Origin of the sequence: Gulbenkiania mobilis (genome assembly GCA_004346645.1) — a bacterium.
GTDB lineage: Bacteria > Pseudomonadota > Gammaproteobacteria > Burkholderiales > Chromobacteriaceae > Gulbenkiania > Gulbenkiania mobilis.
The window spans coordinates 427,216-450,084 of record SMDA01000002.1 but is presented as its reverse complement, the minus strand read 5'-3'; the positions used below and the strand labels follow the sequence as shown (position 1 = coordinate 450,084).

General features: G+C 65.0%; 21 protein-coding genes. 8 read left to right on the top strand and 13 right to left on the bottom strand.

Features of this window, described 5'->3' with window-relative positions; translation table 11 throughout:
• Positions 1 to 7: 7 nt before the first annotated feature.
• The 3 genes from EV669_RS04875 (at position 8) to EV669_RS04865 (ending at position 2,827) form a co-directional block, all read left to right on the top strand.
• Positions 8 to 688 (top strand): Fe2+-dependent dioxygenase, encoded by a 681-nt coding sequence (locus EV669_RS04875; RefSeq protein ID WP_054285627.1) that lies wholly within the window; start codon positions 8 to 10, stop codon positions 686 to 688.
• 139 nt (positions 689 to 827) lie between these two features.
• The gene (locus EV669_RS04870; RefSeq protein WP_132098031.1) at positions 828 to 1,379 is read left to right on the top strand and encodes a PAS domain-containing protein; all 552 of its coding nucleotides are present in this window, start codon (positions 828 to 830) and stop codon (positions 1,377 to 1,379) included.
• Entirely contained in the window at positions 1,376 to 2,827 is a 1,452-nt protein-coding gene (locus EV669_RS04865; protein ID WP_132098030.1) for a methyl-accepting chemotaxis protein, read from the top strand. The genes EV669_RS04870 and EV669_RS04865 overlap by 4 nt, the downstream gene beginning before the upstream one ends.
• An 813-nt stretch (positions 2,828 to 3,640) precedes the next feature.
• On the opposite strand, the gene EV669_RS04860 is transcribed toward EV669_RS04865, so the two are convergent.
• The 4 genes from EV669_RS04860 to EV669_RS04845 are packed head-to-tail and all read right to left on the bottom strand — an operon-like array spanning position 3,641 to position 7,568.
• Complete coding sequence (locus tag EV669_RS04860) at positions 3,641 to 4,717, bottom strand: sulfate/molybdate ABC transporter ATP-binding protein (protein WP_132098029.1); 1,077 nt, start codon at positions 4,715 to 4,717, stop codon at positions 3,641 to 3,643.
• 48 nt (positions 4,718 to 4,765) lie between these two features.
• Positions 4,766 to 5,650, bottom strand: a complete 885-nt coding sequence (gene cysW / locus EV669_RS04855) for a sulfate ABC transporter permease subunit CysW (protein WP_055433807.1) — start codon at positions 5,648 to 5,650, stop codon at positions 4,766 to 4,768.
• 22 nt (positions 5,651 to 5,672) lie between these two features.
• Positions 5,673 to 6,512 carry a sulfate ABC transporter permease subunit CysT gene (gene cysT / locus EV669_RS04850; protein WP_132098028.1) on the bottom strand — a complete coding sequence of 280 codons (840 nt, stop codon included), beginning with the start codon at positions 6,510 to 6,512 and terminating at the stop codon, positions 5,673 to 5,675.
• Positions 6,513 to 6,569: 57 nt separating this feature from the next.
• Complete coding sequence (locus tag EV669_RS04845; protein WP_054285621.1) at positions 6,570 to 7,568, bottom strand: sulfate ABC transporter substrate-binding protein; 999 nt, start codon at positions 7,566 to 7,568, stop codon at positions 6,570 to 6,572.
• A gap of 183 nt (positions 7,569 to 7,751) precedes the next feature.
• Between EV669_RS04845 and EV669_RS04840 the strand changes: the two genes are divergently transcribed.
• Positions 7,752 to 9,050, top strand: coding sequence for a DUF3422 family protein (locus EV669_RS04840; RefSeq protein ID WP_132098027.1), 1,299 nt, complete (start codon positions 7,752 to 7,754; stop codon positions 9,048 to 9,050).
• Positions 9,051 to 9,080: 30 nt separating this feature from the next.
• Here the strand turns inward: EV669_RS04840 and EV669_RS04835 are convergent, their stop codons facing one another.
• Positions 9,081 to 11,003, bottom strand: coding sequence for a propionate--CoA ligase (locus tag EV669_RS04835; protein ID WP_132098026.1), 1,923 nt, complete (start codon positions 11,001 to 11,003; stop codon positions 9,081 to 9,083).
• A 273-nt stretch (positions 11,004 to 11,276) separates the two neighbouring features.
• Between EV669_RS04835 and EV669_RS04830 the strand changes: the two genes are divergently transcribed.
• A complete protein-coding gene (locus tag EV669_RS04830) occupies positions 11,277 to 12,536 on the top strand; it encodes a glutamate-5-semialdehyde dehydrogenase (protein ID WP_132098025.1) in 1,260 nt (419 codons plus the stop codon).
• A gap of 67 nt (positions 12,537 to 12,603) precedes the next feature.
• On the opposite strand, the gene argH is transcribed toward EV669_RS04830, so the two are convergent.
• Complete coding sequence (argH, locus tag EV669_RS04825; RefSeq protein WP_132098024.1) at positions 12,604 to 13,986, bottom strand: argininosuccinate lyase; 1,383 nt, start codon at positions 13,984 to 13,986, stop codon at positions 12,604 to 12,606.
• Positions 13,987 to 14,135: 149 nt separating this feature from the next.
• On the opposite strand from argH, the gene EV669_RS04820 reads away from it, so the two are divergent.
• Genes EV669_RS04820 through EV669_RS04810 form a run of 3 tightly spaced genes read left to right on the top strand, consistent with a single transcriptional unit; the run spans position 14,136 to position 16,603 of the window.
• Positions 14,136 to 15,149, top strand: coding sequence for a sensor histidine kinase (locus EV669_RS04820; protein ID WP_132098023.1), 1,014 nt, complete (start codon positions 14,136 to 14,138; stop codon positions 15,147 to 15,149).
• A 25-nt stretch (positions 15,150 to 15,174) separates the two neighbouring features.
• Positions 15,175 to 15,780, top strand: coding sequence for a molybdenum cofactor guanylyltransferase MobA (mobA, locus tag EV669_RS04815; RefSeq protein ID WP_132098022.1), 606 nt, complete (start codon positions 15,175 to 15,177; stop codon positions 15,778 to 15,780).
• 28 nt (positions 15,781 to 15,808) lie between these two features.
• Positions 15,809 to 16,603 (top strand): TIGR00266 family protein, encoded by a 795-nt coding sequence (locus EV669_RS04810; RefSeq protein ID WP_054285615.1) that lies wholly within the window; start codon positions 15,809 to 15,811, stop codon positions 16,601 to 16,603.
• A gap of 64 nt (positions 16,604 to 16,667) precedes the next feature.
• Here EV669_RS04810 and aroG read toward each other — a convergent pair whose 3' ends face one another.
• The 7 genes from aroG to EV669_RS04775 form a co-directional block, all read right to left on the bottom strand.
• Positions 16,668 to 17,735, bottom strand: coding sequence for a 3-deoxy-7-phosphoheptulonate synthase AroG (gene aroG / locus EV669_RS04805; protein WP_054285614.1), 1,068 nt, complete (start codon positions 17,733 to 17,735; stop codon positions 16,668 to 16,670).
• A gap of 139 nt (positions 17,736 to 17,874) precedes the next feature.
• Entirely contained in the window at positions 17,875 to 19,506 is a 1,632-nt protein-coding gene (locus tag EV669_RS04800; protein ID WP_132098021.1) for a methyl-accepting chemotaxis protein, read from the bottom strand.
• Between the two features lie 151 nt (positions 19,507 to 19,657).
• The gene (gene dksA, locus EV669_RS04795) at positions 19,658 to 20,068 is read right to left on the bottom strand and encodes an RNA polymerase-binding protein DksA (protein ID WP_054285612.1); all 411 of its coding nucleotides are present in this window, start codon (positions 20,066 to 20,068) and stop codon (positions 19,658 to 19,660) included.
• Between the two features lie 197 nt (positions 20,069 to 20,265).
• A complete protein-coding gene (locus tag EV669_RS04790) occupies positions 20,266 to 20,571 on the bottom strand; it encodes a c-type cytochrome (RefSeq protein ID WP_054285611.1) in 306 nt (101 codons plus the stop codon).
• A 71-nt stretch (positions 20,572 to 20,642) separates the two neighbouring features.
• The gene (locus tag EV669_RS04785; RefSeq protein ID WP_054285610.1) at positions 20,643 to 21,224 is read right to left on the bottom strand and encodes a YggT family protein; all 582 of its coding nucleotides are present in this window, start codon (positions 21,222 to 21,224) and stop codon (positions 20,643 to 20,645) included.
• Positions 21,225 to 21,238: 14 nt separating this feature from the next.
• A complete protein-coding gene (proC, locus tag EV669_RS04780; RefSeq protein ID WP_281174906.1) occupies positions 21,239 to 22,081 on the bottom strand; it encodes a pyrroline-5-carboxylate reductase in 843 nt (280 codons plus the stop codon).
• Between the two features lie 4 nt (positions 22,082 to 22,085).
• Positions 22,086 to 22,781 (bottom strand): YggS family pyridoxal phosphate-dependent enzyme, encoded by a 696-nt coding sequence (locus EV669_RS04775; RefSeq protein WP_054285608.1) that lies wholly within the window; start codon positions 22,779 to 22,781, stop codon positions 22,086 to 22,088.
• Positions 22,782 to 22,869 lie beyond the last annotated feature (88 nt).

The window sequence follows — 22,869 nt, the reverse complement described above, 5'->3', positions numbered from 1 at the left end:
AGGCCCCATGCTTCTCCATATTCCCGAAGTGCTGACTGCCGACGAACTGGCCCACGGGCGCATGCTGCTCGAACACGCCGACTGGACTGACGGTCGGCTGACCGCAGGCAGCCAGTCCGCCGAAGTAAAACGCAACCTGCAACTGCCGCAGCACAGCGAGGTGGCACGCGAACTGTCGGCGCTGGTCGAACAGGCCCTGCGCCGCAACGCGCTGTTCTTTTCCGCCGCGCTGCCCAACAAGATCTTTCCGCCGATGTTCAACCGCTACGAAGGCGGCATGACCTTCGGCAATCATGTGGACAATGCCATTCGCACCGATCCGTTCACCGGCGCACTGGTGCGTACCGATGTTTCCTGCACCCTGTTCTTCACCAGCCCGGACGAATACGAGGGGGGCGAACTGATCATCGAGGATACGTATGGCCTGCATGAAGCCAAGCTGCCCGCCGGCGACATGATCCTCTACCCCTCCACCAGCCTGCACCGGGTGATGCCGGTCACGCGCGGAACGCGCCTGGCCTCGTTCTTCTGGACGCAGAGCATGATCCGCGATGATGGCAAGCGCGGCCTGCTGTTCGATATGGACATGGCCATTACCCGCCTGCGCCAGGAACAGGGGGAAACCGAACCGCTGGTCAGCCTGACGGCCAGCTACCACAACCTGTTGCGGATGTGGTCCGAAGTCTGATTGGAATCGCGCGGCCGCTGCCGCGCCCCCTTGCCCCCCAGGCCAGGAAAAATGTAGGAAACCCGCTTTACCGTCGGGGCTTTTCGTATATATCCTCTCAGCATCGCAATCGGGAGATTGCTTGCCCCAGGAGTGCCGCATGGCCCCCCCCAACCCAGCCCACAGCACCGAGGTCTCCCTGCAACCGGGAGAGCTCATCATCACCAAGGCCGACCCCAAGGGGCTGATCACTTACGCCAACCGGGTCTTCATGCGCATCTCCGGTTATGCCGAGCACCAGCTGCTCGGACAGCCGCACAACATCATCCGCCATCCCGACATGCCGCGCGGCGTGTACCGCATGATGTGGAAAGCCCTGCAGGCTGGTGAGGAGTTCTTCGGGGTGGTGAAGAACTACACCATCGACGGCAACTACTACTGGGTGCTGGCCAACATCACCCCCGACTACGACCGCAAGGGCCAGCTGCAGGGCTATTACTCGGTCCGGCGCCGTCCAAGCCGCGAAGCGGTCGAGGCAGCCAGCCGGCTGTACGCGGAAATGCGCGCCATCGAAGCCCGCACCAGCAAACCCGCCGCACCCGACGCCTCGGCCGCCTGGCTGACGGAGGAAGTGGCCCGGACCGGGCAGGACTACACCAGCTACATCCTTTCGCTGAACGCCGGCGCACTAGGCCGGGGAGAACGAGCATGAGTCAGCCACGTCACAAGTCCCCCTTCCTGCAAACCAAGCTGCTGATCTATCTGGCCGCGCTCAACGTACTGGTGCTTCTGGCCGGCATCGCCCACCCCCTGCTGCCTGACAGCTATGCCTGGATTACCGTGGTGGTGGGCATCGTCGTCACCCTTGCGCTTAGTCTGCTGGTGTGGCGGACTGCGGGCCGCGCCTTCCAGGTGCTGGCACTGATGGAGGACGTAATGGGTCGCGCCCGGCAGGGCGAACTGCACCACCGGGCACTGCGCACGCCCAACCTCGGCGAGGTGGGCAAGGTGGCCTGGGAGATGAACGACTTCCTCGACCTCGTGGAAACCTACTTCAAGGAAATCAATACCTGCTTTGCCCGAGTGAGCAAGGGTGACTACCGTCGCTTTCCGCTGGCCGAGGGGCTTCCGGGGGTGTTTGCGGTCTCGCTCACCAACATCGAGCGCGCCATCCGGGCGATGGAGGAGAACGACCACTTCGTCCGCCGCAACAGTCTGTCCTCGCAGCTCAACCAGCTCAACGCCCCGCACCTGCGGCAGAATCTGGCCGATAACCAGGCCGATCTGGCGCAGATCAGCCAGGCCATGACGCAGGTTTCCAGCGTCACCAGCGAGAATGCCGCCGGGGCGCGCGAAAGCCTGGACAGCGCCAACCGCCTCTCGGGCACGCTCGACACCATCGCCGAAAGCGTGAGCAGCATGAACCTGGCCGCCACCGCGCTCGGCAAGGAGTGGGGCGGTATCGAGAGCTCGCTGCAGGATATCTCGGCCATTGCCGACCAGACCAACCTGCTGGCGCTCAATGCCGCCATCGAAGCAGCCCGTGCCGGCGAGCAGGGCCGGGGCTTCGCGGTGGTGGCCGATGAGGTGCGCAAGTTGGCCGAACGCAGCAAGGATACCGCCAACCGGGTACAGACGGTGCTGTCCACACTCTCGAGCCGTATTGCGGACATGCAGGACAAGGCGGGCGAAGCTGGCACGGTGGCCGACGACGTGAAGGTGTCGGTGGAAGCCTTCCGTGGCCGCTTCGAGCGGTTGGCACAGACCTCGGACGAGGTGACCAGCGCCGTCGAGCGCGTGCGCGACCAGTCCCAAGTGTCACTCCTGAAGGTGGCGCATATCATGCAGAAGCAGCGCGCCTACCAGGCGATTGAGGAAGGGCAGGCTCCAGAAGGCGGGATTGCGGCCGGACTGGAACAGTGGCACGCCGGCGAAGGTGCCGAACATTTCGGCAACACCGGCGCCTACCGACAACTGGCCAGTCCGCTGCGCGACTTCGGGGAAGTGGTGGCCGCCGCCCTGGACGCCTCGCAACAGACGGGTACCCTAGACGAACAGCGCATTGTGGACCTGATGAAACAGGTGGAGCAGCGCAGCGATCAGCTGCTCGACCTGATCAGCCGCATGGTGGCTGAAAAGCATACCCAACCGGCCCTCTGACACCCTGTCGCCCCGGCCTCGAACCAAGCCCCGCCCTGCGGGGCTTTTTCATGAGCGCTTGGGGGAAAATCCATTCGGCACAGCTTGGCTGGGGATACAACCTAGCCCTTTGGCCGTAAAGGGGGCGGGGAAAAGACAGCCAGTTAAGCGGCACAGGTTCGAATGGATACGCCCGGGCGGGTAAAGGGACAGACCATGCCTAAAAAATTATTAAGAAATTGGTTTTAAATGTGGGAAATATCGTGCCGATTTAAAACACTTTCTTATAAAATAGGGATGGGGTGTAATAAATAATTTATGTATTTAATGTTTTTACACACAAAAACACTTGGGATCGATTTAATTTCTCTGCCACCCAAAGAAGCTGCCCAAAAATAAGCTGTTTAAGCGTGAAGCCTTGGGGGAACCTACCTGTGCCTTGCTGGAAACATGCAGCCCTTCCCAAGCCGTCTCCCCCTCCGTAGCCCGCCTTTCCAGAAGGTTGGTCTTTGAGCAAAAAGATAGAATTTCCCTAATTTAAACAACTACTTAGCATATCATTCCCGCTGAGAGGGCGGGGGGATTTATCTGGCCACCAAGGGCGGAGTTGGTCAGTCCTTCGTCCCAGCGCATGCAAGGAGCACGGACAGCCGCAACCAGCAGCCCTTTAACGCCGCGGCTTGAGTGGCCGACTTGGCCAGCCCACGCTTACCACAGGGAACCGCGTCAGCAAGAGGTGCGGCCAGCCTGCTGCCAATGGGACGAGAAAGGCATGAAAAAGACCGGCCGGGCAACGCCCAGGCCGGTCACAGGAGAAGAAGGGGACTACCGTCGCTAGATGACGTAGTCCTGTGCGTCCCCCGCCGGGAAAACGGACACCCGCGTCGGGCGGACATACACGCGGTCGCCCAGCATTAGCGCGAGCTCCCGATAGCGTTCCCGGGTAAGAACGGCCTCCAAAGGCTTGCCGCTGCTTTCGGCCGCCACTTCCACCCGTACGATCGGGCCTACAGCGTGGATGTGCTCCACCACCCCGTGGGCCAGCGCGCCTTCTGCGGCGCGGCTGATTTCCAGATCGTGCGGACGGACAAAGGCCACCGCTTGGCCGCCGGCGGCCGGGGCCTCGGCAAGCGGCTGGGCAAAGTCGCCCAGGGTGAAGTGGCCCTGGTCCACCCGGCCGTGGAACAGGTTGACGTCCCCGAGGAACTGCGTGACAAAGGGGGTGGCCGGCCGATCGTAGATCTCGTCGGGCGTGCCCACCTGTTCAATGTGGCCGTGATCCATCACCACCACCCGGTCGGACACTTCCAGCGCCTCTTCCTGGTCGTGCGTCACGAACACGCTGGTGATGTGCATGTCGTTGTGCAGGCTGCGCAGCCAGCGGCGCAGGTCCTTACGCACCTTGGCGTCCAATGCACCGAAGGGCTCGTCCAGCAGCAGCACTTTGGGCTCCACCGCAAGACTGCGCGCCAGCGCAATGCGCTGCCGCTGCCCGCCCGAGAGCTGGGCGGGATAGGCATCGGCCAGCCAGTCCAGTTGCACCAGCTTGAGAAGCCTCATCACCCGCTCGCGCACTTCCTCGCGGCCGGGGCGCACGCTGCGCGGACGCACGGTGAGGCCGAAGGCCACATTGTCGAACACCGTCATGTGCCGGAAGAGCGCGTAGTGCTGGAAGACGAAACCGACCTGACGCTCCGAGACATGGGTATGCGTCGCATCCTTGCCGGCGAACAGCACCTGCCCCGCATCCGGCGTCTCCAGCCCAGCGATGATGCGCAGCAGCGTCGTCTTGCCACAGCCGGAGGGGCCCAGCAGGGCAAGCAGCTCGCCGGACTCGACCGTGAGGCTGACGTTGTCCAGGGCGGTGAACTCCCCGAAACGCTTCTGGATGTTGCGGATCTCGATACTCATTTCATTCCTTCCGGCCGGCATTCGGCCAACCTTGCAATGACCCCGGGTTCAGGCGGCGGCCCGGGCTTCGGCGGTACGGGTACGGGCCGCGGCATGCTGACGCGTCATGCGCCACTCCACGAAAGTCTTGGCCGCGAGCGTCACCAGTGCCAGCAGGGCGAGGATGGATGCGCTGGCAAAGGCCCCGACGAAGTTGTACTCGTTGTAAAGAATCTCTACATGCAGCGGAATGGTGTTGGTCTCCCCGCGGATGTGCCCGGAGACCACGCTGACCGCGCCGAATTCGCCCATGGCGCGGGCATTGGTGAGGATCACGCCGTACAACAGCCCCCATTTGATGTTGGGTAGGGTCACACGCCGAAAGGTCTGCCAGCCGGAAGCGCCCAGCACCAGCGCGGCCTGTTCCTCGTCCGCCCCCTGCGCCTGCATCAGCGGAATCAGCTCCCGGGCCACGAAAGGGAAGGTGACGAACACCGTGGCCAGCACGATGCCGGGCACCGCGAAGATCACCTTGAAGCCGTTTGCGTCCAGCCAGGCCCCCACCGGCGTGTTAATGCCGAACAGCAGCACGTACATCATGCCGGCTACCACCGGCGACACCGAGAACGGCAGGTCGATCAGTGTGGTCAGCAGGCTTTTGCCGCGGAACTCGAAGCGGGCGATGGCCCAGGCCGCCGCCACACCGAACACCACGTTGAACGGGACGGCGATCAGCGCGGTCAGCAGCGTCAGGCGGATGGCAGACAGGGCCTCTGGCTCGACGAGGGCCTCACGGTAGAGCCCCCAGCCCTTGGAGAAGGCTTCCCAGAACACCGACACCAGCGGAATAACCAGAAACAGCACCACGAAGGCGAGCGCAAGCGCGGTCAGGGCATAGCGCACCGGACGCGATTCGGTGGTGGTGCGCAGCGAAGCGGGGTTGGCCGAAGACATGGAGGATACCTTGCGCCGGGGATCAGCGACCTGCGCCGTGGCGGCGGGCGGCCCACCATTGCAGCGCGTTGATCGCGAACAGGAAGAGAAAGGAGATCGCCAGCATCACTACGGCCACGGCGGTAGCGCCGGCCTGGTCGTACTGGTCGAGCTTGGAAATGATGATCAGCGGGGCGATCTCCGACACCAGCGGAATATTGCCAGCGATGAAGATCACCGAGCCGAACTCGCCGGTGGCCCGGGCAAACGCCATGGTGGCCCCGGTGATCAGAGCCGGCAGCACGGCGGGGAACAGCACGCGGCGGAAGATCTGCCAGCGGCCTGCGCCCAGGCAGGTGGCCGCCTCCTCCAGCTCCTGCTCCATGTCTTCCAGCACCGGCTGGACAGTACGCACCACGAAAGGCAGCCCGATGAATACCAGCGCCACCACGATGCCCAGCGGCGTGAAGGCCACCTTCAGCCCCAAGGGCTCAAGGAAGCGGCCGATCCAGCCGTTGGGCGCGTACAGCGTGGTCAGCGCGATGCCGGCCACCGCGGTGGGCAGCGCGAAGGGCAGGTCTACCAGTGCGTCCACGAAGCGACGGCCAGGGAAGGGATAGCGTACCAACACCCAGGCCAGCAGGAAGCCGAACACCGCATTGATCACCGAGGCGGCCGCGGCGGCCCCGAAGGAGAGACGGATCGACGCCACCACCCGCTCGGCGGTGACGGTGCCGACGAAGTCGGCCCAGCTCATGCCACCCGCGGTATACACCAGCGCGGCAAACGGCAGCAGCACGATCAGCCCCAGCCAGAATAGGCTGACGCCGAAGGCAAGGCCAAAGCCGGGCAGTACGCTATGTCGCTTGGAAATCAGATTCATTCGGCCAACCTTGCCGGCTGCGGGCCCTGCCCGCACCGGCGCAACGGAGAGAAACGGTTATTTCTTGGTGTAGATCTGGTCGAAGACGCCACCGTCGGCGAAGTGCGTCTTCATCGCGGCGCGCCACGAGCCGAACACCCCCTCGACGGTGAACGTCTTCACAGGTGGGAACTGACCGTTGAATTTCTGCGCGACCGCCTTGTCCTGCGGGCGCAGGTAGTTCTGGGCTGCGATCGTCTGGCCTTCCGGGCTCCACAGGTACTTGAGGTACTCCTCGGCCACCTTGCGCGAGCCCTTTTTGTCGACCACCTTGTCCACCACCGAGACCGGCGGCTCCACCAGCACGGTGGCGCTGGGGTACACCAGCTCGAAGCTGCCACGGCCAAACTCGCGCGCGATCATTTCCGCCTCGTTCTCGAAGGTCACCAGCACATCACCGATCTGGCGCTGCATGAAGGTGGTGGTAGCGGCCCGCCCGCCGGCGTCCAGCACCGGCACGTTGCGGAACAAGCGGGCCACATAGTCGCGTGCACGGGCATCGCTGCCGCCCGGCTGTGTCTTGGAAAAGCCCCAGGCGGCCAGATAGGTGTAGCGGCCGTTGCCGGTGGTCTTGGGGTTGGGAATGATCACCTGCACACCCGGCTTCACCAGGTCGTTCCAGTCGCGCACGCCCTTGGGGTTACCCTTGCGTACGATGAACACCGTGACCGAGGTGAACGGCGCACTGCGGTTGGCCAGACGCGTCTGCCAGTTGGCCGGCACCAGACCCTTGTCGGCCAGGAGATCGATGTCCGAGGCCTGGTTCATGGTGATCACGTCAGCCTCCAGGCCGTTCACCACCGAGAGCGCCTGCTTGCTGGAGCCGCCATGCGACTGCTGAATGGTGACCGTCTCGCCGGTACGCGCCTTGTAAGCCTTCTGGAAAGCCGGGTTGTAGTCCTTGTAGAAATCGCGCATCACGTCGTAGGAAACGTTCAGCAGCGACACATCCGCCCAAGCCGGAGCGGCCAGTGCAAACGCCACGGCAACTGCAGAGAAGGAAAGGGTTTTCTTCATGGCATGACTCCGGTGGAAGATACGATGGAGCCGACTATACGGAAAACCCTATATGACCAGAAATAATATTAAGAAATACATTTATTCTTTTTAGGCAATCTCGCACAATAATTACCCAAGCTTACTGCCGCGAGCGGTTTGACCGATGGCGCCATCGGTGAACCCGTTTTCGAGAAAGCCTTCATGCAACCCCTGCAATCCCATCCGCTCCGGCGCGTCCTCATCGACGAGGCACACGCCCGGCCCCATGCCGCCATCGCCACTCCGTCACGCATCACCTCGCTGTCGCTGGTCTTCGACCGCAACGGCGCCAGCGCCCAGTTCGATGCCCTCTGTCAGCTGGCCGCGGCACTGGGCCTGCCCCCACCGGAAGCCGGCTGTGCCTTCTACTGTGCCGAGCACGACGGGCTACAGGTGCGCTGGCTGCTGCACACCGAATTCGCCCGCTATACCTTCATTGTGGCCGGCCCGAGCGCCGATCCGTTCGAAATGCCGGCGCTGGCGCGCATCCCGGACGACTGGCTGGGCAGCCTGCCGGGCTCGCTGCTGACCGCGCTGCATGCCGCCGTGCTGGCCGGGCAGGACGATGAGGCGCCGGCCGCAGAGATCGCCCGTCGCTGGTTTGCCGGCAACGAACTGATCGGCGCCGAGATCGGGGAAGGCCAGGCGCTGGCCTATACCGATCTCAAGCTGCACCCCGACCCGAGGTTGGCCGAAGGCTTCTCCCGCTACCTGGTCATCAACCGTGGCATGGGCCCTAACCAGACCGGGCGGATGCTGCAGCGGCTGTTCGAGGTGGAAACCTACCGCATGCTGGCCCTGCTGGCGCTGCCGATCGCCAAGCGGCAGATGGGCGAGCTGGACACCCTCGGCACCGCGCTGCGCGGTATCACCGGCGAGATGGCAGGCGAAGGCGGACGCAGCGATGGTGCACTGCTGGGCGAACTGACCCGGCTGGCGATGCAGGTGGAGACACTGGTGGCCGAAAGCCAATACCGCTTTACCGCGGCGCGTGCCTACTACCAGCTGGTGGAGCGGCGGATCACCGAGCTGCGTGAGAGTCGGCTGCCCGGACTGCAGCCCTTCCGCGAGTTCATGGAGCGGCGGCTTGCGCCGGCCATGGCCACCTGCGACACGGTAGCGCAGCGGCAGGACCGGCTGACCGGCCGGCTACAACGCGCCACCCTGCTGCTGCGCACGCGGGTGGAAGTGCAGCACGAGGAGCAGAACCGTGCCCTGCTGGCCAGCATGGACCGGCGGGCCGGCCTGCAGCTACGACTGCAGGAAACGGTGGAAGGCCTCTCGGTCGGGGTGCTCACCTATTACCTGGTGGGCCTGCTGGGCTACCTGCTCAAGGCGGCCAAGGCGGCCGGCCTCCACCTCAACGTGGAACTGGCCACGGGGGTGGCCATTCCGGTGGTGGCGGTCGGCGTATGGTGGGGGGTGGAGCGGCTACGCCGCTCGCTGGCCGGCCACGGCTGAGCCTGGGGCACGACCGGTTCCGGTGCAGACTTAAGGCTGGGAAGCGGCCACGTCCGACAGCGCCTGACGGATCTGGTCAAGGCCGGCCGGGTCGTCCAGCGTAGTCAGGTCACCGGGATCCCGCCCTTCGGCCAAGGCCTGGATCGAGCGGCGCAGCACCTTGCCCGACCGGGTCTTCGGCAGCTGGCTGACAAAGTACACCCGCGCCGGGTTGGCAATCGCGCCCAGCTGTGCCGCTACCTGGGCCATGACCTCGGCCTCCAGCCGGGCGCGGCTGGCCGGGTCTGCCAGTACACTGGCGTCGCGAACCACGGCGAAGGCCTGTGGCACCTGGCCTTTGAGCGTGTCGGCCACCCCGACCACCGCCACCTCGGCAATCGCCCCGTGGCTGCTGACGGCCTCCTCGATCTCGCGTGTGCCCAGCCGGTGCCCCGCTACATTGATCACGTCGTCGGTACGGCCCAGGATGGTGAAGTAGCCGTCTTCGTCGCGGATGCCCCAGTCAAAGCTGGAGTACACCAGCCGATCGGGGAACAGGCTGAAATAGGTATCGAGGAAGCGCTGGTCCTGCCCCCATACGGTGCTCATGCAGCCGGGCGGCAGGGGCGGTAGCACGCCGATTACGCCCTTCTGCCCTGGCCCCACCTCCTCGCCAGTGCGCTCGTCGAAAAGCCGCACATCGTAACCGTAGACCGGCAGACCTGGGCTGCCGTACTTCACCGGCAGGTCGGCCACCCCGCGACAGAGGGTCAGCATCGGCCACCCGGTCTCGGTCTGCCAGTAGTTGTCGATCACCGGTACACCCAGCTCATCGGCGATCCAGCGGGCCGTGGGTTCGTCCAGCGGCTCGCCAGCGAGGAAGAGCGCACGCAGGCTGGAAAGGTCGTGGCGGTGCAGCCAGTCCGGGTCCTGCTTGCGGAGTACCCGCACCGCAGTGGGCGCGGAGAACATCACCGTCACCCGGTATCGTTCCACCAGCTGCCACCAAATGCCCGGGTCCGGCCGGGTGGGCAGCCCTTCGTACACCAGCGTGCTCATGCCGGCAATCAGCGGTCCATAAACGATGTAGGAATGCCCCACCACCCAGCCGATATCGGAGGTGGAGAAGAAGCATTCGCCGGGGCGCCCGCCATAGATGTATTCCATACTGGCGGCCAAAGCCACCGCATAGCCGCCGGTATCCCGCTCCACTCCCTTGGGCTTGCCAGTGGTGCCGGAGGTGTAAAGGATGTAACTCGGATGCGAGGATTCTACCCACTCCACGGCAGCCCGGTCGTCGAGGTGGGCCTGGCGCAGGGTGGCGTAGTCCAGATCCCGTCCCGGCTTCATCATCGGTGCTTCGGCCAACCCACGGTTGACCACGATGACCCGGGCGGGCGCCCGTGTCCCGGCCAGCCGTAGTGCCTCGTCCACCAGCGGCTTGTACGGGATGACCCGGCTGCCGCGCACGCCGGCATCGGCCGTCACCATTACCACTGGCGCAGCATCCTCGATGCGCGCGGCCAGGCTGGCGGAGGCAAAGCCACCGAACACCACCGAATGCACTGCACCAAGCCGCACCGTGGCCAGCATGGCAAACACCGCCTCCGGGAGCATCGGCATATAGATCAACACCCGGTCGCCTTTCTTCACCCCCTGTGCCTGCAGGATGGCGGCAAAGCGCGCCACCTCCTCATACAGCATGCGGTAGCTGTAAACCTGCTCGGCGCCGGTCTCGCTGGAGACATACACCAGCGCCGGCTGATCGGCACGGTTAGCCAAATGCCGGTCCACCGCGTTGTGGCAGAGGTTGGTGTGACCCCCGGCAAACCACTGGCGGAACGGAGGTGCCTCGTAGGCCAGTACACGTTCATAGGGAACATGCCAGTCGATGCGTGCGGCCTCCCGGCCCCAGAAGGTCTCAGGGGCCTCAATGGAGGCGCGGTGAAAGGCAGCATAGGCAGTATCGTTCATGAAGTCTCCTCCGGCGGCCCTGACGGGCTCTTGCATGACCAAGCATCTGCTTGTCGGACAAAGTTAGAGAGGGTTGAAGATGGGGTCAACCATGCAGGCCCACCGGATGGCGCCCAGTGCCGCGCACGTTGCAAAAAAGCTGTCGCAACAAATGCTTGGCACCGGTCGTGGGTGGCCCGCTCCGGCATCGGCTGGCGCGATACGCTGGCCGGCGGCGCGCCTATTGCGTTAACCTCGTGCGACCGATTCAGCCGTTTTGCACAGGATGCAGCCATGAACGTGAAGGAATATATGGAGCGGGTGGGCCGCCAGGCACGCAAGGCCAGCCGCGTGCTGGCCCGGGCCGACACCCGCAGCAAGAATGCCGCCCTGCAGGCCATGGCAGATGCCATCGAGCGCGACAGCGATGCCCTGATCGCGGCCAACATGGAAGACCTCAACGCCGCCCGCAAGGCAGGGTTGGCCGAAGCATTGATCGACCGGCTGACGCTGACCGGAAAGACCGTGCGCGGCATGGCCGACGGGCTACGCCAGATCGCGGCCCTGCCGGACCCGGTGGGCGAGATGGACGGATTCAGCTACCGCCCCTCGGGCATCCAGCTGGGCAAGATGCGGGTACCGCTGGGCGTGGTCGGTATCATCTACGAGGCGCGCCCCAACGTGACCGCGGATGCGGCCGGCTTGTGCCTGAAGTCGGGCAACGCCACCATCCTGCGTGGCGGGTCCGAGGCCTTCCACAGCAATCAGGCGATCGCCCGCTGCGTGCAGGAAGGGCTGCGCGCGGCAGGCTTGCCGGCCGAAGCCGTCCAAGTGGTGGAAACCACCGACCGGGCGGCCGTGGGCGAGCTGATCACCCTGACCGAACATGTGGACGTGGTGGTGCCGCGCGGCGGCAAGGGCCTGATCGAGCGCATCAGCCGCGAGGCGCGCGTGCCGGTGATCAAGCATCTGGACGGCAACTGCCATGTCTACATCGACGACACTGCCAACCCGGACAAGGCCTTCGATATCGCCCTCAACGCCAAGACCCACCGCTACGGCACCTGCAACACCATGGAGACTCTGCTGGTGCATGCTGCTTTTGCCGAGTTCATCCTGCCGCGCCTGGCCGAAGCCTACTGGGAAAAAGGAGTGGAACTGCGGGGGTGCGAACGCACCCGGGCCATCCTGGGGGACCGGGTGGTGCCGGCCACCGAGGACGACTGGGCCACCGAGTATCTGGCGCCCATCCTGGCCATCCGCGTGGTGAAGGACCTGGACGAAGCCATCGAGCACATCAATCAGTTCGGCAGCCACCACACCGACGCCATCGTCAGCGAGGACTACGGCCGCACGCGGCGCTTCCTGCGCGAGGTGGACTCGGCCAGCGTAATGGTCAACGCCAGCACCCGCTTCGCCGACGGCTTCGAGTATGGCCTGGGAGCCGAGATCGGCATCTCCACCGACAAGATCCATGCCCGTGGCCCGGTAGGACTCGAGGGTCTCACCAGCCAGAAGTGGATCGTGCTGGGCGATGGGCAGATCCGCAGCTGAGCTGCTCCACCCGCTTGGCGGCAACAAAAAACCGGCGCACGCGCCGGTTTTTCTTTAAGGACGGGGCTCAGCCAGCCAACCGAGCCCGGTGGCGGGCAATCTGCGCACGCACTTGGCTGGGCGCGGTGCCTCCCACATGGTCACGCTGGGCCAGGCTGCCTTCCGGTGTCAGCACGGCATACACCTCCTCGTCGATCAGCGGACTGAACTGACGCAGGGTCTCCAGTTCCAGATCGGCCAGATCCACGCCCTGGCTTTCGGCATGACGTACTGCCAGCGCCACCACTTCGTGGCTGTCGCGGAAGGGCACACCCTTTTTCACCAGGTAGTCGGCCAGGTCGGTGGCGGTGGCGAAACCCTGCAGCACCGCGGCACGCATCGCTTCGGGCTTTACCGTCACACCGCGCATCATGTCGGCGTAGATCCGCAGGGTGTCGATCAGTGTGTCGGCGGTATCGAACAGCGGCTCTTTGTCTTCCTGATTGTCCTTGTTGTAGGCCAGCGGCTGTGCCTTCATCAGGGTGACCAGCGCGATCAGGTGCCCCACCACACGGCCGGATTTGCCACGTACCAGCTCCGGCACGTCCGGGTTTTTCTTCTGCGGCATGATCGAGCTGCCGGTGCAGAAGCGGTCGGCGATGTCGATGAAGCCGACACGCGGGCTCATCCACAGGATCAGCTCTTCGGACAGCCGGCTCAAATGCACCATCACCAGGCTGGCGGCGGCGGTGAATTCGATGGCGAAGTCCCGGTCGGACACTGCGTCCAGCGAGTTGTGGCAAACGTCGTCAAAGCCCAGCAGCTGCGCGGTGTGGAAGCGGTCGATGGGGAAGGTGGTGCCTGCCAGCGCGGCGGCGCCCAGCGGCAGGCGATTCACGCGCTTGCGACAGTCGGTCATGCGCTCGGCGTCGCGGCCCAGCATTTCCACGTAGGCCAGCATGTGGTGGCCGAAGGTGACCGGCTGTGCCACCTGCAGGTGGGTGAAGCCTGGCATCACGGTGTCAGCGTGCTGCTCGGCCAGGTCCAGCAGGCTGGTTTGCAGCTCGGCAATCAGCGTCACGATGGCGTCGATCTGCGCGCGCAACCACAGGCGGATGTCGGTGGCCACCTGGTCGTTACGGCTGCGGCCGGTGTGCAGGCGCTTGCCGGCGTCGCCGATCTTGTCGGTGAGGCGGCGCTCGACGTTCATGTGCACGTCTTCCAGGTCCACGCTCCATTCGAAGCGCCCAGACCGGATATCCTCCAGCACCTCTGCCATGCCTCGGCGGATGGCCGCCACATCGTCGTCGGAGAGCACGCCCGCCTTGTTGAGCATGGTGGCGTGGGCCAGCGAGCCCTCGATGTCGAACTCGGCCAGTCGTTTGTCGAAGTCGACTGAGGCGGTATATTTCTTGACGAGCTCCGAAACCGGCTCGGAAAAGCGGCCGGACCAGGCATGTTGGTCTTGCATGGCGAGTGTTCCTGCTTGAAGCGTTGGGGAAGTCCCAACTATGCCACCGCACGTTGCGGGCGGCCAGTAGGGGTTTGCCTGCGCGGGGCACGCCGGCCGGCGGCAGTCTTGGTATGATGCCGTTCGTATAGTGCCCGGGCGTCCTGCCGATGAAACCTGCCCTGCTGCCCCCTGCCCCCGACCTGCGCAACCTGGGGGTGATGATGAAGATCCTGCTTGCCGTGGCGGCACTGGTGCTGGCCTCGCTGCTGGTGAGGACGGACGGGGCCGGCACCGTGGATACCCTGGCCGAAACGGCGGCCTGGAGCATCCCTGCCGCCTTCGCCACCTTGGCACTGGGGGCCGCCCTGCAGCCGTGGTGGAGCCGCGCCCGCTGGCCATCGGCCACGCTGGCCGCATTGGCGGCCGCGAGCACCGGCCTGCTTGCACCGCTGTTGCAGCACAATGCCGGCACCGCGCTCCGGCACACGCTGCTGGCGGCGGCCGTGTCCGGTCTGATCGCCCATTACTTTTCCCTGCGGGCGCGGGTGCTGTCACCAGTGCTGGCTGAGGCGCGGCTGACCGCTCTCAATGCCCGCATCCGCCCGCACTTCCTGTTCAACAGCCTCAATGCTGCCATCGCCCTGATGCGCAGCCAGCCCGAAGAGGCCGAACGGGTGCTGGAGAACCTGGCCCACCTCTTCCGCGCGCATCTGGCCGAGCCCCGGCGCTGGTCCACCTTGGCCGAAGAACGGGCGCTGGCACGGATGTATCTGGACATCGAACAGGCACGCCTGGGGGAGCGGCTGCAGGTGCAATGGCAGGACACTGCCCCGGAAGCGGCCCGGCTGCCCCCCCTGCTGCTGCAGCCCCTGGTGGAAAATGCGGTCCATCATGGCGTCGAACCCACACCGCATCCGGGGCCGCTGACCATCGCGTTGGGGACGTTGAAGGGACAGCTGCGGCTGGAAGTGCGCAATCCCCTGCCCCCACCCGGCACCCCACCACGGCCGGGGCTGGGCATCGCGCTGGACAACCTGCGGGAACGGCTGGCGCTGCTCTATGATGCCGAAGCCCGTCTGACGATCGAAGAGCGTGCGGACGAACGCATCACCTGCATCACCCTGCCGCTGGACACAGGCCCGGATGCGTCTGGCGCCACGCCGGCCCGGCCACCAAAGTGAACCCACGGCTTCCGGGAGACCCATCATGACCACGACCGAATACACTGCGCTGATCCTTGCCGGCGGCGAGGGGCGGCGCATGGGCGGCGTCGACAAGGGCTGGGTAATGCTGGAGGGCCGGCCGCTGGTGCAGCATGTGCTGGCGGCCCTGTCCACACAGTCGCACCCCCCGTCCGGCATCCTGATTTCGGCCAACCGCACGCTGGAGGCATACCGGGCCTTGGGCCATCCGGTACTGTGTGACGCAGGACGTGATGCGATCGGCCCGCTGGCCGGGCTGGAGCGGGGCTTGGCCGAGGCGGCGGGTCGGCCTCTGCTGATGGTACCTTGCGATGCGGTCAGCCTTCCGCCGGACTTGGCCACCCGGTTGCTCGCGCCGCTGTCCGAAGGCTGGGATGTGGCCAGCGCCGAGGACACCCAGGGCTGGCAACCTGCCTTCCTCGCCGTGCGCCCTGGGCTGCACGCCAGCCTGGTCCGCTATCTTGAAAACGGCGGCCGTTCGATCCGTGGGTGGCTGGAGGGCCTGCGCCATTGCCGTGTGGCGGTCAGCCCGCCACTACCCAACCTCAACACCCCGGAGGCCTTGGCCGCCCATGAGCGCGCCCGTCAGGCTTCCGACCAATCACCTTGAACCGGCAGATACACCTAGGAGCAACACGATGGGAATGGATGTCATCGATTACGAAATCTTCGGCGACGACATGCAGTATGTGGAAGTCGAACTCGACCCGGGCGAAGCAGCCGTGGGCGAGGCCGGCGCGATGTACTACATGGAAGACGGCATCAGCATGGATACGGTCTTCGGGGATGGGTCGAACAGCGGCGGCGGGCTGATGGGTAAGTTGCTGGGCGCCGGCAAGCGGCTGGTGACCGGCGAGTCGCTGTTCACCACGGTCTTCGTCAACCAGGCGCGCGGCAAGCGGCGCGTAGCCTTTGCAGCCTCCTATCCTGGCAAGATCGTGCCGGTGCACCTTCTGGAACTGGGAGGCACCCTGTACGCGCAGAAGGACAGCTTTCTGGCGGCCGCCAAGGGCGTCAGCCTCGGCATCGCCTTCCAACGCAAGATCGGCACCGGCCTGTTCGGCGGTGAGGGCTTTATCATGCAAAAGCTGGAAGGGGACGGCTACGCCTTCCTGCATGCGGGCGGCACGCTCACCAGCCGGCAGCTGGCGCCCGGCGAAGTGCTGCGGGTGGACACCGGCTGCGTCGTGGCTTACCAGCCGACGGTGGACTTCGACATCGAATACGTGGGCAAGCTCAAGAGCGCGCTCTTCGGCGGAGAGGGCTTGTTCTTCGCCAAACTGACCGGACCGGGCCATGTATGGCTGCAGTCGCTGCCGCTCTCCCGGCTGGCCGACCGCATCGTGGCCGCCAGCCCGCGCGCAGGGGGCGGTTCGAGCGAACAGGGCTCGGTGCTCGGCTCGCTGGGCAACCTGCTCGACGGACGGGACTGAGCCGTGCCCGAATGCACAACGCCCGGTCTGGCCGGGCGTTGTGTCAGGAGCGGGGTAACTCGCTTCAGGCGGCACCGCTGCGCGCGCGTCGCGCCTTCACCGCTTCGGCCAAGGTAGCCAGGGCATCGAGTGTGGCATCCCAGCCGATGCAGGCGTCGGTGATGCTCTGGCCGTAGGCCAGTGCCGCACCGGGCTTCAGATCCTGCCGGCCCTCGACCAGGTGGCTCTCGATCATCACGCCGAAAATGGAAGTATCGCCCCCCGCGATCTGGCCGGCCACGTCGGTGGTAACCTCCATCTGGCGTCGGTAGTCTTTGCGGCTGTTGGCGTGACTGAAATCCACCATCACCTTGGGCGCCAGCCCCACCGAGGTCAGCTCGGCAGCAGCAGCCTTCACGTGTTCGGCCGAGTAGTTGGGCTCCTTGCCGCCGCGCAGGATGACGTGACAGTCCGGGTTGCCGCCCGTGGCCACGATCGCCGAATGTCCGGTCTTGGTCACCGACAGGAAGTGGTGGGGCTGGCTGGCTGCGCGGATCGCGTCCACGGCAATCTTCAGGTTGCCATCCGTACCGTTCTTGAACCCGACCGGGCAGGACAGGCCCGAGGCCAACTCGCGATGCACCTGGCTTTCGGTAGTGCGCGCGCCGATTGCGCCCCACGAGATCAGGTCGGCAAAGTACTGCGGCGTGATCATGTCCAGAAATTCGGTGGCTGCCGGCACGCCCAGCGTATTGAGCGACAGCAGCAGGCGCCGCGCCATACGCAGCCCGGCATTGATGTCGTAGCTCTCGTTCAGGTGCGGATCGTTGATCAGGCCCTTCCAGCCGACCGTAGTGCGCGGCTTCTCAAAGTACACACGCATCACCACCACCAGTTCGCCGGCATGGCGCTGCCGTTCGGCCAGCAGGCGCCGCGCATACTCTTCCGCCGCCGCCGGATCGTGAATCGAACAGGGGCCCACCACCACCAGCAGGCGGTCGTCTTCCCCATGCAACAGGGCCGAGATGTCGCGGCGGGTGCTGTAGATCAGTTCGGAGGCGGCCTCGTTGATCGGCAGTTCGTAGAGGTGGGCAATCGGGGGCAAGAGTTCTTTGATTTCCCGGATGCGTACGTCGTCGGTCTGGCGCTGCATGGCGAATCGTCCTGTCGTTTTCGGTTTTGGCGTCCGGTCTAGACTAACCGCATTGAAGCGCATGCGACAAGCCCTGCTGTGGCGCAGCAAAAACGCCCTCGCAGGAGGGCGTTGGCAGGGTCAGGGTTGGCCGAAGCACTCAGACGCGGAACTGCGACACCGCCTCCTGCAAGCGCCCCGCCAGTTCGGTCTGCCGCTTGGCGGCCGCGAGGGCGCCGTCCACCGTGGAGGCGTTCTCCTCGGCCATGTTGGCGATCTGCTCGACGTTGGCGGCGATCACCGTGCTGGCTTCCGACTGCTCACGCAGGGCGACGGTGATGTCGTTCACCATGCGCACCACCTCCAGTGCACTCTGCTGGATGGAGTCCACCGCGCGCTGCGCCTTGTGGGCCTGCTCCACGTCCTCGTTCACCAACGCCACTTCGCTGCCCATGCGCTCCACCACCGAGCGGGTGAGCGTCTGGATCTGGGTGATCATGCCAGCAATGTCAGCCGTGGAAGCGGCGGTGCGCTCGGCCAGCTTGCGCACCTCGTCGGCCACCACCGCGAAGCCCCGGCCCTGCTCGCCGGCCCGTGCAGCCTCAATGGCGGCATTGAGCGCCAGCAGGTTGGTCTGGTCTGCGATGTCGCGGATCACCCCCACCACCGAGGAGATGCGCTGCGACTGCGCGCTGAGCGTCTCGATCTCGCCTGCGGCACCCTTTACCGCCTCGGCCACCCGCAGAATGCCGCTAACCGCATGGCCGATCACCTCGCCGCTCTCACGCGACAGCTCGCCGGAGTGTTGCGACACCTGCTGCGCCTGGGTGGCATTGTCCGACACATGGGTGATGCTGACGGTGACTTCCTCCACCGAGGCCGCCATCGACGAGGCCGCCCGCGATTGGGTGTCGCTGGCACGCACGATGTCCTCTGCGGTGCGGGTAATCTCATGCGAGGCTTGGCTGATCTCGCCTGCGGACTGCTGGATGGCATGCACCATCGACGACAGGCGCTGCTGCATGGTGGCGAACGCCCCCAGCACCGCGCCGATCTCGTCATCCTGCCCCCGCTCCACCTGCACGCGCAGGTTGCCTGCGGCCACTTCTTCGGCCAACTGCACGGTATAGTGCAGCCGCGCCGCGATCTTGCGTCCCAGCAGGGTGGCGATCACCAGGCCCAGGACCGCAGCCAGCAGGCCGCCCCCCAGAAGTACCATTTGCGTACGCTGCTGCTGGGCATCGGCCGCGGCCTGGCGCGCCTCCAGCAGACGCTGCTCTTCTGAAACGATCTTCGCGAACAGGGCGCGCATGCCGTCCACCTTGGCCTTGCCATGTCCCTGGTTGATGATTTCCTGCAGTGCCGGCAGCGTCACCGCTTCGGCTGGCAGTGCACGCCGGGCGGCGATCGACTGCTTGATGGAGTTTTCAAGCCAGTCGCGGTAGGCATTGTCCACCTGTTGCAGGTAGCCCTGCACTGTAGGGTTGTCTGCGGTCAGCGTACGGGCGCGGTCGGAAAAGAGCTGGAAGTTCTTTTGACCGTTCTCGAAGGGCTCCAGATAGGTATCCTGCCCTTGCAGCAGGAAGCCGCGCTGGCCGGTCTCGATGTTGACGATGGCTTCCAGCATGCCATCGATGGTGGTGATTACCTGGTAGGAATGGATGTTCTGCCCGTTGGCGGCGTTCTGCTCGCGCAGGGCGGTCCAGCTGGACATCACCATGGCCGCCACCACCAGTAGCACCAGGACAAAGCCCAGATACAGCCGTGCAACGATCGATAGCCCTGTTCTCATTATGTCTCCCTCTTGCCCACGTATTCATGCGAAGTGAAGACGCTATATTACTCGGACAAAAGGGGGAAGAGCCGCCGGCAACCTGAATGTTTTCTCCAAAAGCGAACGCCCCGCAAGCGGGGCGTCCTCAGGTGTGGGAAGCGGATGCGGATCAGTCTGCGTACTGGCGCTTCATCCGTTCCCGGCGCTCCTGCGCTTCCACCGACAGGGTGGCCGTCGGGCGGGCGAGAAGACGCTTAAGGCCGATCGGCTCGCCAGTGTCCTCGCAGTAGCCGTAGCTGCCGTCCTCGATCTGGCGCAGGGAGGCCTGAATCTTCTGCAAAAGCTTGCGCTCACGGTCGCGCGTACGCAGTTCCAGTGCGTATTCTTCTTCAAGGGTGGCACGGTCGGCCGGGTCCGGGGTCGCCTCCTGCTCCTGCAGGTGGTTGGCGGTGGCGTCGGCATTACTCAGCAACTCTTGCTGCATTTGCAACAACCGTTCCTTGAAGAATTCAAGGTGGTCGGCGCTCATGTAGTCGTCGCCTTCCCAGTTGATGATGTCTTGTTCGGTCAGCTTGGCCATGGGGTGCTTCCAGCATAGAGTTGGCAACAGGCGGAGAAGATTACCGACGGCCCCGCCTTTACGCAACTGTATTGCGCAGGGCCCGTAAATCCTTGCCGTTCGGGTTGCAAAAAACCTGTAACGAACGATAGCAAGCCCGATGCCCATCCGCAAAAAAGGGCGGCCAGAAGCCGCCCCGTCTCACTGCCATCCGGTGCTTACTTCAGCGACAGGACCCACTTCACCAAGGTGTGCAGGTCGGCATCGCTCACTTGCGGGTTCGGCGGCATCGGGATGGCACCCCAGTTGCCCGAACCACCGGCTTTCACCTTGGCCACCAGCTTGGCTTCGGCGCCCTTGTCACCCGCATATTTCTTGGCAACATCCTTGTAGGCCGGGCCGACCAGTTTCTTGTCCACGGCGTGACAGGTCGTACAGTTGTACTTCTGTGCCAGTTGCAGGTTGGCCATGGCCGGGGCGGTGGCCAGGCCCAGCAGCAGTGCGGCGAGCAGGGTTTTTTTCATCAGGTTTCTCCTAGTGGCAAAATTTGTCTGCCCGGTCAGGCAGGCAAAACCGTGAAACATAAACACCTTTGTTACAGCGACACCTTGAGTTGGGTCAAGAAAGTCGCTTCCAGCATCCGCACAGGCAGCATCAGGATCACCTGCACGATCAGGAACAGCACCAGCGGCGCCAGATCCACCTGCCCCACCTGGAAGCGGCGGAACGGGCGCAGGAAGGGCCGGGTCAGCACGTCGAGGATGGGCGCCAGCGGATTGTACGGGTTCACCCAGCTCATCACCGCCTGTACGATGACGGCGCCCAGCAGCAGATAGAGCGATTGGCGGAAGACATCCAATACCGCCAGCAATGCCAGTGCCAGCCAGGTTTCCACCGCCACGAAGTTGTAAGGCAGCGGGTTGAGCGCCAAGAGGAGCGCATCGGCCACCAGCGAAACCAGCCAGGCCAGCGTCAACGTAGCCATGTCGTAGCCGCGCGCGGCGGGCACCAGGCGGCGCATCGGTATCACGGCAAAGTTGGTGACCGCGATCACGAACTGGCACAGCGGGTGTTTGAACGGGGCCCGGGCCACTTGCAGGTAGAACCGTAGCAGAAGCGTCAGCACGAACAGGTCGGCCAGCGTCTTAACGAGGAACCCCAGGGTTTCGGCAAACATGTTGATTCCTTCGGTCAGTCGCGGCTCAGGGTTTCACCCATTTCCATCGAGCGGTCCCGGCAGTCCATCGCACCGGCCACAATGGCTTCCCGAACGCCCTCGGCATCGAAGCGGGCAATGGCGCGTTCGGTGGTACCCCCCTTGGAGGTGACGTTGGCGCGCAGGGTGCCTACCTCGGTGTCGGTGGCGGCAGCCAAGGCCACCGCGCCTTCGAAGGTGCCCACCACCAGCTTGCGTGCGGTCATGGGGTCGAACCCGGCCTGCTTCGCAGCCGCGATCATCGCTTCCATGAAATAGAAGACATAGGCCGGGCCGCTGCCGGAAACGCAGGTGATGTCGTCGATGCCACCCTCTTCGGCCAAGGCCACCACCTCGCCTACGGCCCGCATCACGTCAGCGGCGGACGCGGCGTCAGCCACCGACACCCCGGGCGGGGCATATACACCGGAGATACCCTTGCCTACCATGGCCGGTGTGTTGGGCATCACCCGGACGATACGCTCGCTGCCCAGCCAGCGGGACAGCGCCGCCACCCGAACGCCGGCCGCAATCGACACCGTCAGCGCTCCCTGCAGACGGGGCGCCAGTTCCACGCACACCTCTTTGAGCTGCTGCGGCTTGACCGCCAGAACCACCACCTCGTCCGGGCCGAAGGCCTCGGGCTGGGCCGTTGACGCCTCCACGCCGTACTCGCTGCGCAGCTGGGCGCAGCGGGCTTCGGTACGCTCGATGACGCGGATCTGGTGTCCGCCCTCGCGGACCAGCCCGCCAATGATGGCGGCGGCCATGTTGCCTCCGCCGATGAACGTAATCTGCATTGCCTCTCCTTTTGGTGCCGCACGCCGGGCGCACGGCAAAAACTTATTGCCCCGGATAATGCCGGGCCCCGAAGATGGCACTGCCCACCCGCACCAGCGTAGCCCCCTCGGCCACGGCCAGCGTCATGTCGGCCGACATGCCCATCGATAGGGTGTCCACCGCCAGCCCGGCTGCACGCAGGGTGCAGGCCAAGGCAGAGAGTATGGCGAACTGACTGGCCAGCCGGGCCTCGTCTTCGGTGGGTTCGGGGATGCACATCAGGCCGCGCAACTCAAGCCGGGGCAACGGAGCTACCCCCCGGGCCAGCGCCAGCACTTCATCCGGCACACAGCCGCTCTTGCTGGCCTCGCCGGACACGTTCACCTGCAGGCATACCTGCAGGGGGGGCAGATGCTCGGGACGCTGGTCGGACAGGCGCTGGGCGATCTTGAGGCGGTCGATACTGTGTACCCAGTGGGCACGTTCGGCCACCGGCCGGGTCTTGTTCGATTGCAGCGGACCGATAAAGTGCCACTCGATGTCCAGATCGGCCAAGGCGGCCGTCTTGTCCACCAGCTCCTGCACATAGTTCTCGCCGAAAGCGCGCTGTCCGGCAGCATAGGCGGCACGCAGCGCTTCGGGCGGAAAGGTCTTGCTGACGGCCACCAGGCCGACGCTGCCGGCCGGCCGGCCCGCGGCGGCTTCGGCCTTGCGCAGGGCTTGGCGCACCGCATCAAGCTGCTGGGCGATCTGGGTCATGGATGTCTTTCGCTAAGGCATGCGCAGCACGCATTTTTCGGGGGAGGCCGTATCATCGCGGCGCCCGGACCCGTACAATCTTCACGGC

Excerpts from the sequence above, each read along its gene's own strand:
- EV669_RS04875 (WP_054285627.1), top strand. The coding sequence starts at position 8 with ATGCTTCTCCATATTCCCGAAGTGCTGACTGCCGACGAACTGGCCCAC.
- EV669_RS04870 (WP_132098031.1), top strand. The coding sequence starts at position 828 with ATGGCCCCCCCCAACCCAGCCCACAGCACCGAGGTCTCCCTGCAACCG.
- EV669_RS04865 (WP_132098030.1), top strand. The coding sequence starts at position 1,376 with ATGAGTCAGCCACGTCACAAGTCCCCCTTCCTGCAAACCAAGCTGCTG.
- EV669_RS04860 (WP_132098029.1), bottom strand. The coding sequence starts at position 4,717 with ATGAGTATCGAGATCCGCAACATCCAGAAGCGTTTCGGGGAGTTCACC.
- cysW (WP_055433807.1), bottom strand. The coding sequence starts at position 5,650 with ATGTCTTCGGCCAACCCCGCTTCGCTGCGCACCACCACCGAATCGCGT.
- cysT (WP_132098028.1), bottom strand. The coding sequence starts at position 6,512 with ATGAATCTGATTTCCAAGCGACATAGCGTACTGCCCGGCTTTGGCCTT.
- EV669_RS04845 (WP_054285621.1), bottom strand. The coding sequence starts at position 7,568 with ATGAAGAAAACCCTTTCCTTCTCTGCAGTTGCCGTGGCGTTTGCACTG.
- EV669_RS04840 (WP_132098027.1), top strand. The coding sequence starts at position 7,752 with ATGCAACCCCTGCAATCCCATCCGCTCCGGCGCGTCCTCATCGACGAG.
- EV669_RS04835 (WP_132098026.1), bottom strand. The coding sequence starts at position 11,003 with ATGAACGATACTGCCTATGCTGCCTTTCACCGCGCCTCCATTGAGGCC.
- EV669_RS04830 (WP_132098025.1), top strand. The coding sequence starts at position 11,277 with ATGAACGTGAAGGAATATATGGAGCGGGTGGGCCGCCAGGCACGCAAG.
- argH (WP_132098024.1), bottom strand. The coding sequence starts at position 13,986 with ATGCAAGACCAACATGCCTGGTCCGGCCGCTTTTCCGAGCCGGTTTCG.
- EV669_RS04820 (WP_132098023.1), top strand. The coding sequence starts at position 14,136 with ATGAAACCTGCCCTGCTGCCCCCTGCCCCCGACCTGCGCAACCTGGGG.
- mobA (WP_132098022.1), top strand. The coding sequence starts at position 15,175 with ATGACCACGACCGAATACACTGCGCTGATCCTTGCCGGCGGCGAGGGG.
- EV669_RS04810 (WP_054285615.1), top strand. The coding sequence starts at position 15,809 with ATGGGAATGGATGTCATCGATTACGAAATCTTCGGCGACGACATGCAG.
- aroG (WP_054285614.1), bottom strand. The coding sequence starts at position 17,735 with ATGCAGCGCCAGACCGACGACGTACGCATCCGGGAAATCAAAGAACTC.
- EV669_RS04800 (WP_132098021.1), bottom strand. The coding sequence starts at position 19,506 with ATGAGAACAGGGCTATCGATCGTTGCACGGCTGTATCTGGGCTTTGTC.
- dksA (WP_054285612.1), bottom strand. The coding sequence starts at position 20,068 with ATGGCCAAGCTGACCGAACAAGACATCATCAACTGGGAAGGCGACGAC.
- EV669_RS04790 (WP_054285611.1), bottom strand. The coding sequence starts at position 20,571 with ATGAAAAAAACCCTGCTCGCCGCACTGCTGCTGGGCCTGGCCACCGCC.
- EV669_RS04785 (WP_054285610.1), bottom strand. The coding sequence starts at position 21,224 with ATGTTTGCCGAAACCCTGGGGTTCCTCGTTAAGACGCTGGCCGACCTG.
- EV669_RS04775 (WP_054285608.1), bottom strand. The coding sequence starts at position 22,781 with ATGACCCAGATCGCCCAGCAGCTTGATGCGGTGCGCCAAGCCCTGCGC.